The sequence below is a fragment of the Janibacter hoylei PVAS-1 genome, assembly GCF_004025845.1.
Classification (GTDB): Bacteria; Actinomycetota; Actinomycetes; order Actinomycetales; family Dermatophilaceae; genus Janibacter; species Janibacter hoylei.
On record NZ_PIPF01000015.1, the window covers coordinates 1 to 9,923 of the forward strand.

The window sequence follows — 9,923 nt, forward strand, 5'->3', positions numbered from 1 at the left end:
CCAACCCGGGGCGATCCAGTTGTCTATGTCCGGTCGTTGCGGCTAGCGTCGCAACGGTGACCATCCTGTCCGGCCTGGCCGACCACGCGCCTCTCGTGGAGCTCTCCAGATCGATGAGCATTGGCTTCCGCCTCCCCGACACCGTGCGGCGAACGAGGAGCGCGACTTCGCGTGGGTCGGTGCTGGATGCCGCCCTGATGGTGACGGCTGCGACCCTCTGGTGGTTGGCGTTGCCACCACGCGGGTGGTGGGAGCTTTTCCCGCTGGGGGTTACTGCATTCATGCTGGCCCTGGCTGGTCGTCCGCTGCGTGAACGTCTGTGGCTCGGCGCGCTGGCTGGAGTCGTCCATTACGGCATCGCCCTGCGCTGGCTCACCGACTTCACCGGCGGCGGGTACCTGGCCGTCGTCGTTCTTGAGACAGCACTGCTGGTGCTCGTCGCAGCGGTGTCGTTCGGGGGCCCGACACGGGCGGGCGCAGTCACCCGGCGTCCCGGGAGGCGGGGCTGGTGGCTGACCACCCCCGCCGCGCTCGTGCTGCTGGAGGCGGTGCAGAACCGCTTCCCCTTCGGCGGGTTCCCGCTCCCGTCTCTGGGCTTCAGCCAGGTCGACGGGCCGTTCCTGGGCGCGGCCCCTGTCGGTGGTTCCCTGTTGGTGACCGGACTCGCGGCGTTGACCGGAGCCGCGGTGGCTGCTCTCGTCCTCGAGTCGAAACGGACCCGCGCTGTCGCTGCGATCAGTGCCTTGGTGGCGCTCGTCGTGCCACCGGCGCTGCCGGACACCCCAGGGACCGCGGCAGCGGGCACGCTCGACGCGGTGCTCGTCCAAGGAGGCGGTGCACGGGGGGTGCACGTGATCCAGTCGGTGGATGCCACGGCCGAGCACCTGCGAGCCGCCCGAGGCATCACCGGATCACCGGACCTGGTGCTCATGCCGGAGAGTATCGCCCACGTCGACGGTCCGATAGGCCAGACATCCGTGGGTGCACGCTTCGCCGACCTGGCCCGACGGCTCGAGACCAACCTCGTCGTCGGGACCACCGAAGCCGAAGGGCGGGACCGCTTCCGCAACGCGTCCGTCCTGTGGGGCCCGGAGGGGAACCTGCTGGGTCGCTACGAGAAGCACCACCGCGTCCCCTTCGGCGAGTACCTGCCGATGCGGGATCTGGTCGAGCCACTCAGCGACCTGACCCGACTGGTGCCGCGCGATGCCATCGCCGGCCAGGGCCCCGCAGTGCTCCAACCGCGTGGGACACCACCGTTGGGCATCGTCATCTCCTACGAGACGTTCTTCCCCGACCGGGTCGCCGCGGCGGTGCATGCCGGCGGACAGCTGGTCCTCGCTCCCACGAGCGCCTCGTCCTTTACCGGCCGGACCGTCCCCGCCATCGAAGTCGCCGCGTCCCGCCTGCGCGCCCGGGAGTTCGGTCGCGCTGTCTTGCAGGCCGCACCCACGGGGTACTCGGCCATCATCCGACCCGACGGTGCGCTGACCGATCTCAGTGGTCTGGGGACGCGAGAGCTGATGAGGGCCAGCGTCCCGTTGCGGACCGGGTTGACTCCCTATGCGCGCATGGGCGACACCCCGATGCTCGTGCTCGCACTACTCGTTCTCATCGCACCGGTGGGCGTCCACGCCACCCGTCGGCGCTCCGTCTGACCGGCGGTCCATCCTCAACCTGCATGGGTGGCTGCGGCGGTCCGGCAATCGTCGAACCTCCGTCAGTCCCACGGAATGTCGACGGACGGGGCGTCCGCCCCACCGCAGCCCAGGACCGCGGAGGCGTCACCGAAACATGCGTCAGGGTGACGCGCTCCTGAGGCCTGCCAAACCGTAGAGGCGAAGGAGGGTGTAGCGGATCATGGTGGCCTTACTGGGCGTAGCTGTGCATGCCGATGAAGTAGAAGTTGACGACGGTGTAGTTGATGATGATGCACGCAAACCCCGCGACGGCGATCCAGTTCGCGGTCCGGCGCGGGGTGGTCTTCGTCGCGCGCGCGTGCAGGTAGGCGGCGTAGACCGTCCAGATGACGAAGGTCCACACCTCCTTGGGGTCCCACGTCCAGTACGCACCCCAGGCCTCGCGCGCCCAGATGGCGCCGGCGATGAGGGTGAAGGACCACAAGGGGAAGCCGATGATGTGCAGTGAGTAGGAGAGCTTCTCCAGCGACTGCGCCGGGGGCAGCTTGCGCCAGAAGCGCTCGCCGCCCACCTCGCGGTCGCTGAGCAGGTAGAGCCCACTGACGATCGCGCCCACAGTCAAGACGCCGACCGCCAGGGTAGCCACGGTGACGTGGATCGGCAGCCAGTAGGAGTTCAGCGAGGGCACGACCTCGTCGGCCTCGACGTACCAGGCGGTCGAGGCGACCATGAGCAGCAGCGTGACGAAGGCGGTGACGAAGACCCCGAGCCAGCGCAGGTCGCGGCGCGTCGAGGCCACGCTGAACGTCGCCAGGGCGAAGAAGGCCCCGCCGATGCTGAACTCGAAGAGGTTGCCCAGCGGGAATCGGTCCACCGCGAACCCGCGCAGCGCGAACGACAGCAGCAGGAACCCGGCGCCGAGCCACGAGAGGGAGCCGGCGACACCGGCGGCCTTGCGTGCCCGCACCGCGGTCTCACCAGCGGTCGCGAAGCCGGTCTCGGCTGGGGCAGACCCCCCTTCGCCATCGGCCGGACCGCCCACGATCGCCGGGACCTTGGACCCGACCTCGGCGCGCTCACGCATCGGCACGGCCTGCGCGAGGTAGAGGGCGTAGCAGAGCATCGCCACGGTGATGACCAGCGCGGCCGAGGCCAGCGCGTAGTTGGCGTACTGGGCCAGCATCTCGTTGTTCATGATGTCCTCGATTCTCCCACGAGCCGGTCTCGCACCTGCTTGACCACCTCGGTCAGTCCCTCGTCGTCGTCACGGCTCATGCCGCCCACCTCGACCCGCACCCGGCCCTCCTCCTCGTGCAGCCGCACGAAGACCCGCCGCCGCTTGACCAGCAGCGTGGTGATGAGGCCACCGAGCGCCAGCAGCGCGGAGACGAGGGTCAGTTCTTCGCCCGGGTCATGGCGCACGGAGAAACCGGCGTACCGCTCGATGCCGTCGAAGGTGATCGTGCCCCGGTCGCCGGGCAGCGTCTTGGTGTCGCCGGGGGCCAGCCACAGCCGCGTCTGGTCGGTGCCGTCGGTCGTCTCGACCTTGTCCATCGACTTCGTGTCGAGGGTGAAGACGGACTGCGGTTGGCCCCCGGGGTAGAGCTCACCGGTGTACAGGCTCAGGGCGAGCGCCGGTGCCCGGGTGTCGGGGAAGACCGAGATCGGGCCCTGCTGCGGGTCGATCGTCGCGGTGGGCAGGAAGAGCCCGACGAAGCCGAACTGCTCGGGCTGTGTGGCCGCCCCGACCTTGATCGCACCCGTGGAGCGGTAGTTGCCGTCCTGCGCGAGGAAGGGGGTCGCCCCCTTGTAGAGGACCTCCCCCTGCGCGTCCTTGACCGTGACGACGGGGGCGTAGCCGTTGCCGAGCAGGAAGACGGTCGCGTCCGTCATCTCCAACGGTGCGTTGACCTTGATCTCGTCGGTGAAGGACTCACCCTCGACCGGGTCGACACGCACCTGTGCCTCGAAGTCGCGCGGCTGGCCGAAGCTGCGGGCGTTGGGATCGACGTCGTTGAAGTCCGCCGTCATCTCGTCGACCGCGACGACGAAGGGAGCCAGCGATGACTCGTCGACCAAGGGCCCCGGCGCCCAGGTGTCGAAGCGGGTGACGGTGCTGACGAAGGACTCGCCCGAGGGGACGATGATGTCGGCCTTCCACCCCCACAGGTAGCCGATCGCGACGCCGATGATCAGCGCGACCAGGCTCGTGTGGAAGATCAGGTTGCCGGTCTCCTTGAGGTAGCCGGTCTCGGCTGAGACGCTGACGTCGTCGTGGCTCGCGACGCGGTAGCGGCGCCCCCGCAGCACCGTAGTCGCGGCCTCGCGGACCTCCTCGAGACTGCCCTCGACCTCGCCCTCGGCGTGGGCCTCGAGCCGCTTGGGCGCGCGAGGGGGCTTGCTGCGCAACGCCTTCCAGTGCACGGCGGTGCGCGGCAGGATGCAGCCGATGAGGGAGATGAAGAGCAGCAGGTAGATCGCCGAGAACCACGGCGAGGAGTAGACGTCGAAGGCCCCGAGCCGGTCGAGCCACGGCCCGGTCGTCTCGTGCCGCGCGAGCCAGGCGTCGGTCTGGGCCGGGTCGATGCTGCGCTGCGGGAAGACCGAGCCGGGCACCGCGCCGATCGCCAGGAGGAACAGCAGGAAGAGCGCGGTGCGCATGCTCGTCAGCTGCCGCCAGCCCCACCGCGCCCAACCGACGACACCGAGCCTGGGTTGGGTGATGTCCTGCTTCGGGTCGGGCTTCGTGCCGATCGCCATCAGATGAGGACCTCCACGTCGCTGATCAGCTGGGTCTGCAACCACCGGGTCAGGTAGTCCCAGCCGCCGGTGAGCAGGAGCAGACCCACGATGATCAGCAGGATCGCGCCAGCGACCTGGATCCTGCGCTGGTAACGCAACAACCATGCGGACACCGGGGCCCAGCGCTCGTAGGCGGCCGCGATGAGCACGAAGGGCAGACCCAGCCCCAGGCAGTAGGCGACAGCGAGGATCACCGCACGGGTGGTCGACGCATCACCGGCGAGGTTGAGGGCGAGGACCGCCGCCAGGGTCGGACCCATGCACGGCGCCCACCCGAGGCCGAACACGGCGCCGAGGAGCGGCGCCCCGGCCAGCCCGGTCGCGGGTTTGACCGGTAGGCGGAAGGTCCGCTGCGTGCCTGCCCCCAGGAAGACCAGGGCCATCAGGATCACCACGACGCCGCCGACGCGCATCAGCAGCACCCGGTGCTCCACCAGCGCGCGGCCGGCGGTGGCCACGAACAGCGACGCGAGGACGAAGACGAACGTGAAGCCGAGGATGAACAACAGCGCACCCGCGATCATCCGGCCGCGGCTGCGCTCCTCAAGAGCGACGTCGGACAGCCCGGTGACGTACCCGAGGTAACCCGGCACGAGCGGAATCACGCACGGGGTGGCGAAGGAGACCAGGCCGGCGAGGGCGGCCACGAGCACTGCGAGCGGCAGGGCCCCGCCGGTCACCTGGTCGCTCAGCGAAGTGGGCACCGCGGCGAGCGCGGGCAGGACAGCGGTCATCAGGCCGACTCGGCCAGGGTGTCCTCGACGACGCCGACGAGGGTGGAGGTGGTGACGGGACCGAGGACGACCGCGGCGATCCGACCCTCACGGTCGAGGACCGCGGTCGAGGGCTGGGTGGTCATCTTGCCCTGCATGTCGATCGCGCTCTGGCCGGACTTGTCGTAGACGGAAGGCCAGACGAAGCCCCACTCCTCCCCCTGCGCCCGCCCGGTCTCCTTGGAGGACTCGCGGTAGTTGATACCGACAAAGGCGACGTCCTCCCCCTTCGTCTCCTCGTGGGCCTCGACGAGGTGCGGAGCCTCCTTGGCGCACGGACCGCACCAGCTGGCCCAGAGGTTGACCACGACCACCTCGCCGCGCTCGTCGGCGCTGTCCCAGGTCGCGCCCTGGATGGTCTCGCCGGCGAGCTCGACCGGCTCGTCGCGCTCGGCCGCGGGGATGAGGTGCAGGGTGCCGTCACCGGAGCGGTACCCGGCGTCCTGGGCCGCATCCGCGGTGTCGGAGGAGGACGAGCAGCCGGCGACCGCCATCACTGCGAGGGTGCTCGCGGCGGCGACGACGGTACGGCGGGTGGGACGGTGGGCAGTCATCGAGGGGCAGGCTCCAAGGTCATCGAACTGCGCGCGTACAGGCGTGCAGCCGAAGGTGCGGTCGGGCGAAGGGCGGTCGACCAAGAATCGGGTTGCCAACCAGAGAGGAATCGATCAGGCTCACCTTCTGCTGACTCATGGCACCGATCCTCTCAGGCTAGACCCGGAGCCCAAGGTCAGGGGTGTCAGTACTTGGGTCCTAGCATTGCATCAGGCTTTCGGCGAAATCGTTCTATCAGCGCACGAGCGGCAGGGAGATGGTGAAGCACGAGCCCCTTCGGGGCCCGGGGCTGGACGCGGTGAGGTCCCCATGGTGCGCGTCGATGATGGCCTTGCTGATGGTCAGGCCGATGCCGGAGCCTCGTCGGTCGTTGGTGCGGGCCGAGTCCCCGCGATAGAAGCGTTCGAAGGCGTGCTGCACCTGGTCGGGTGTCATACCTTCACCGGTGTCGGTGACGGTGATGATGGCCTCACCGCCCTCGCGGCCCGCCGCGAGGGTGATCGTTCCGCCTGCAGGTGTGTGCCTGAGGGCGTTGCTGAGGAGGTTGGTCATGACTTGGGCGAATCGGACGGGATCGACCAGGGTCTCGAGTCCTGTCGCCTCGTCAACCTCCAGGACCAGGTTGAGGCCCTTCTCCGAGTAGCTGTCCCGCATGCCCCCGTAGGCTGCCCACAACAGGTCAGCGACCTTGTGGCGCTGGATGTCGAGGGCGAGGTGTCCTTCTTCGGCCGTAGAGACCTCGTTGATGTCCTCGGCCAGTCGCGCGAGTCGTTCCGTCTGGGCGGTCAACGCCATACGAGAGTCATCACCGAGGGTGACGACACCGTCGTGCAGTCCCTCGTGGTAGGCGCTCAGGGTCGCGATCGGCGTGCGTAGTTCGTGGGCGAGGTCGGACAGCATCCGCCGTCGGGTGTCCTCGACCCCCTGCATGCGGGCCGCGCCCCAGCCGGTTGACCACATCCAAGCGCCGTTCAATGTTCAGCATGCCGTGACCATACATCAGACGCTGACCTGTTCTATTCTCGGGCCGAATCGGGTTCCACGGGAGAACGGCTCATCGTTCGGAGGTGCTAGCATCGCTATATGACGATTAATGGTGGTCTTGGCGAGATAGTCGGAATGGAAGACCGCGGCGCCCGTGCCGCACTGTTTCACGCCTTGGCCGAACCCACGCGACTGGCGCTGCTGGAGCACCTCGCCAGTGGCGAGCACCGCGTCCGCGACCTGGTGGACCACATGCACCTGGCCCAGTCCACCGTCAGCAAGCACCTGGCATGCCTGCGCGACTGCGGCCTGGTGACCCTGCGCACCGAAGGTCGCGCCTCGTGGTTCGCACTGGCCGACCCCGCGCGGCTGTCCGCCGTGCTCGAGGACGCCGACGCGTTCCTCGCCGCGTCCGGGATGCTGCTGTCACTGCGCGATCACCGCGACCACGACCAGCTGACCGCAGAGGAGCTGTGATGGGCGCCGAACACAGCCACGCACGCCCACCGGGACAGCCCAGCCGGGCCCTACGCAACCGACTGCTCTTCGCCCTGGGCATCACCACACTCATCGTCGTGGCCCAGGCAGTGGGCAGCGTCGTCACCGGCAGCTTGGCGTTGCTGACAGACACCGCCCACGCGCTATCGGACTGGAGCGGTCTGTTGGTCGCCGCCATCGCCGCCACCATGATGCTGCGCCCACCCAGCAGCAAACGCACCTGGGGATTCGCCCGCATCGAAGTCGTCGCCGCACTGGGCCAGGCCGCGCTGCTGCTCGTGGTCGGCACCTACGCCGCAGTCGAAGGAGTGCGCCGGCTCTTCGAGCCGACCCAGGTGCCGGGCACAGAACTGCTGGTCTTCGGAGTGATCGGCTTGGTCGCGAACCTCGCCGCGATGGGGATCCTGGCCTCCAGCCGCGAAGCCAACTTCAACATGCGCGCCGCCTTCCTCGAGGTCCTCAACGACGCCTTGGGCTCCATCGGCGTGATCGTGGCTGCCATCGTCATCGCCACCACAGGATTCCAGCGAGCCGACACCTTCGCGGCATTGTTCATCGCCGCCCTGATCCTTCCCCGGGCCGTCACCCTGCTGCGCGAGACCACACGCGTGCTGATGGAGTTCACCCCCGAGGGCGTCGACCTCGACATCGTGCGAGCACACGTCCTGGAGCTGGACCACGTCACGGAGGTGCACGACCTGCATGCCTCCACCATCGGCACGGGCCTGCCCGTGATCTCCGCCCACGTCGTGATCGACGACGAATGCTTCGAATCCGGGCACGCACCCCAGATCCTCGAGCAGATCCGCTCCTGCATGAAGGAGCACTTCCCGGTCTCCTTCGACCACGCCACCATCCAGCTGGAAACCACCGCACTACGAGACCGAACGTGCCACGCCATCCAGCACGCGTGAATCAGCAAGAACGACCCCGGCCACGCGCAGTCACGATCCCCCTTGCGAGGGGCGGGATGCTATGGGAGAAGCCCTCCAACATGACGACGACTGAGGAGCGACCACTGCACCGGCGACGAGAGCCAGCCGGATGAGCGGCTTTGCCTGGTACTGGCTCTGGCCGCTCTACCGGCGGTCGGCAACTTCCTCGGCGGCCTCGCAGCCGAGGTGGTCGATGTCTCCGAACGCGCGCTGAGTCTGGCGCTGCACCTGGCCGAGGCATCGTCCTCGCGGTCGTCGGTCTGGAGCTCTGATGCCCGAGGCGCTACACGCATCCCCACCATGGGTTCTCATCCTGGCCTTCGTCGGGGGCGGAGTCTTCTTCATCGGCATCGAGCGGCTCATCGACCTCATCAAGGGCCGTCTACGTGGCTGGGAAGAGGCCAGCGGCACAACGACGAAGACAATCCGCTACTACGAGGCCAATGCGTTGCTGCCTCCGGCCGCGCGCACCACCGGCGGTTATCGGGACTTCCCTCCGGAGATCATCGCCCGTCTGGATTTCATCCGCCGTGGGCGCACCGCAGGTCTCAGACTCACCAACATTCGCGAGGTCCTCGACATCCGGGACGCCGGTCGCACGCCGTGCCAGCACGTCCACAGTCTGCTCGCCGAGAGACTGGCCAACCTGGACGACCAGATCGGCGCCCTCCAGGGCCTCCGCGCCACCGTGTCCCAACTGCACGAAAACGTCGCCTTCGACGAGCCCGACACCAACGACGCCGGCCAGGTCTGCCGCTACCTGTAGCCCCACAGAGCTCTCGTCCCCGTGAGCAAAGCGCGGGACGACGACCTCGCCGTCCCGCAGGGGAGGCGCTGGCGGTCCACTGACGTCAGGTTCTGAGTCACGTAGGGCGATGCGGTGACGATCCCCTTGCGGTGACGGCGCAGGTCGGCGCACGAACGCATGTTCGGGCGTCCCATAAGACCCGTCCGGGAAAGTGCCCGGTGACGGTGCCCTATGCGGAGCAGCCCAATGGTCCAGACCTCTGGGGGCTCTCAGCGACGAACTCAAATATCGTCAGCTGCCGCTCGACCGACCCGTTGAACCATCCCGCGTACCTGGGATCATTCCTTGTGCAGCTCGACCAAAGCACATTGCGCGGAGTCATGGCAGACGGTCCATCTGTGCAATGTAGCCCGTGTGTCGTGCGCAGTCTCCGCTGCTTCTCGACAACGCTCACGACCGCTCACCCGCCCAGACCACGCGAGTGCCCTCGCCCCATCGGCCAGCAAGGTCCAACTGGACATCGCCTCGCCAGGCCAGATGCCACAGTGTCGACAGGAGATAGCCACCCTCATCTGCCGAGGCGATGTCCCCGAAGGTCACATAAGGACCGCGCGTTATTTCGCGCAGGCGCACCCTCGCGGCCGGCATCCACGGCTGCTCCCTTCGGGCCATCGACAACCAGCGCAGGTTGACCTCCTCCGCACGCGATAGGCCAGGAAAGACCCGGTGCCGCCACCCGCGGGCGGTGCACGCCTCCGCGCTCTTCTCGACCTTCCAGTTGAAGTCGATGTCCTGCAACTCGGCCGGGCGCGCGTCCCACACCGTCACCGACCCGTCGACGCCCAGGCTGAGGAGGTCGGGATAGTGCGACTTCTTCGGTGACCACCGAAGGAGGAAGGGCTGGGCCACAAGCCACGCGACGTTCTGGTCCCGATCGAGCATCATCATCAACTGATGCTCCAGACCCGACTGGATCGCCCCGGGTTTA

10 protein-coding genes are annotated in these 9,923 nt (G+C 68.1%); 4 read left to right on the forward strand and 6 right to left on the reverse strand.

Going from position 1 to position 9,923, the window contains the following annotated elements; all coding sequences use genetic code 11:
• Window positions 1-56 precede the first annotated feature (56 nt).
• Entirely contained in the window at window positions 57-1,658 is a 1,602-nt protein-coding gene (lnt, locus tag CWN80_RS14745; RefSeq protein WP_202865259.1) for an apolipoprotein N-acyltransferase, read from the forward strand.
• Window positions 1,659-1,869: 211 nt separating this feature from the next.
• Here the strand turns inward: lnt and ccsB are convergent, their stop codons facing one another.
• The 5 genes from ccsB to CWN80_RS14770 form a co-directional block, all read right to left on the reverse strand.
• Window positions 1,870-2,835 (reverse strand): c-type cytochrome biogenesis protein CcsB, encoded by a 966-nt coding sequence (ccsB, locus tag CWN80_RS14750; RefSeq protein WP_007929235.1) that lies wholly within the window; start codon window positions 2,833-2,835, stop codon window positions 1,870-1,872.
• Window positions 2,832-4,400 carry a cytochrome c biogenesis protein ResB gene (gene resB / locus CWN80_RS14755; RefSeq protein WP_007929233.1) on the reverse strand — a complete coding sequence of 523 codons (1,569 nt, stop codon included), beginning with the start codon at window positions 4,398-4,400 and terminating at the stop codon, window positions 2,832-2,834. The genes ccsB and resB overlap by 4 nt, the downstream gene beginning before the upstream one ends.
• The gene (locus CWN80_RS14760) at window positions 4,400-5,176 is read right to left on the reverse strand and encodes a cytochrome c biogenesis CcdA family protein (protein WP_007929231.1); all 777 of its coding nucleotides are present in this window, start codon (window positions 5,174-5,176) and stop codon (window positions 4,400-4,402) included. The genes resB and CWN80_RS14760 overlap by 1 nt, the downstream gene beginning before the upstream one ends.
• Window positions 5,176-5,769, reverse strand: coding sequence for a TlpA family protein disulfide reductase (locus tag CWN80_RS14765; RefSeq protein ID WP_128277486.1), 594 nt, complete (start codon window positions 5,767-5,769; stop codon window positions 5,176-5,178). Before CWN80_RS14765 ends, CWN80_RS14760 begins: the two co-directional genes overlap by 1 nt.
• A 235-nt stretch (window positions 5,770-6,004) precedes the next feature.
• A complete protein-coding gene (locus tag CWN80_RS14770) occupies window positions 6,005-6,730 on the reverse strand; it encodes a sensor histidine kinase (RefSeq protein WP_238148262.1) in 726 nt (241 codons plus the stop codon).
• Between the two features lie 123 nt (window positions 6,731-6,853).
• Between CWN80_RS14770 and CWN80_RS14775 the strand changes: the two genes are divergently transcribed.
• The 3 genes from CWN80_RS14775 to CWN80_RS14785 all read left to right on the forward strand — a co-directional run bounded on the left by CWN80_RS14775 (window position 6,854) and on the right by CWN80_RS14785 (window position 8,953).
• Window positions 6,854-7,231, forward strand: coding sequence for an ArsR/SmtB family transcription factor (locus tag CWN80_RS14775; protein ID WP_040881648.1), 378 nt, complete (start codon window positions 6,854-6,856; stop codon window positions 7,229-7,231).
• Window positions 7,231-8,166 (forward strand): cation diffusion facilitator family transporter, encoded by a 936-nt coding sequence (locus CWN80_RS14780; RefSeq protein WP_040881646.1) that lies wholly within the window; start codon window positions 7,231-7,233, stop codon window positions 8,164-8,166. The genes CWN80_RS14775 and CWN80_RS14780 overlap by 1 nt, the downstream gene beginning before the upstream one ends.
• A gap of 292 nt (window positions 8,167-8,458) precedes the next feature.
• Complete coding sequence (locus CWN80_RS14785; RefSeq protein WP_007929224.1) at window positions 8,459-8,953, forward strand: MerR family DNA-binding protein; 495 nt, start codon at window positions 8,459-8,461, stop codon at window positions 8,951-8,953.
• Window positions 8,954-9,385: 432 nt separating this feature from the next.
• Here CWN80_RS14785 and CWN80_RS14790 read toward each other — a convergent pair.
• On the reverse strand, window positions 9,386-9,923 hold a 538-nt coding region (locus CWN80_RS14790), incomplete at its 5' end, for a hypothetical protein (protein WP_128277487.1).

Excerpts from the sequence above, each read along its gene's own strand:
- CWN80_RS14785 (WP_007929224.1), top strand. The coding sequence starts at position 8,459 with ATGCCCGAGGCGCTACACGCATCCCCACCATGGGTTCTCATCCTGGCC.
- CWN80_RS14760 (WP_007929231.1), bottom strand. The coding sequence starts at position 5,176 with ATGACCGCTGTCCTGCCCGCGCTCGCCGCGGTGCCCACTTCGCTGAGC.
- CWN80_RS14770 (WP_238148262.1), bottom strand. The coding sequence starts at position 6,730 with ATGTGGTCAACCGGCTGGGGCGCGGCCCGCATGCAGGGGGTCGAGGAC.
- ccsB (WP_007929235.1), bottom strand. The coding sequence starts at position 2,835 with ATGAACAACGAGATGCTGGCCCAGTACGCCAACTACGCGCTGGCCTCG.
- resB (WP_007929233.1), bottom strand. The coding sequence starts at position 4,400 with ATGGCGATCGGCACGAAGCCCGACCCGAAGCAGGACATCACCCAACCC.
- CWN80_RS14780 (WP_040881646.1), top strand. The coding sequence starts at position 7,231 with ATGGGCGCCGAACACAGCCACGCACGCCCACCGGGACAGCCCAGCCGG.
- CWN80_RS14765 (WP_128277486.1), bottom strand. The coding sequence starts at position 5,769 with ATGACTGCCCACCGTCCCACCCGCCGTACCGTCGTCGCCGCCGCGAGC.
- CWN80_RS14775 (WP_040881648.1), top strand. The coding sequence starts at position 6,854 with ATGACGATTAATGGTGGTCTTGGCGAGATAGTCGGAATGGAAGACCGC.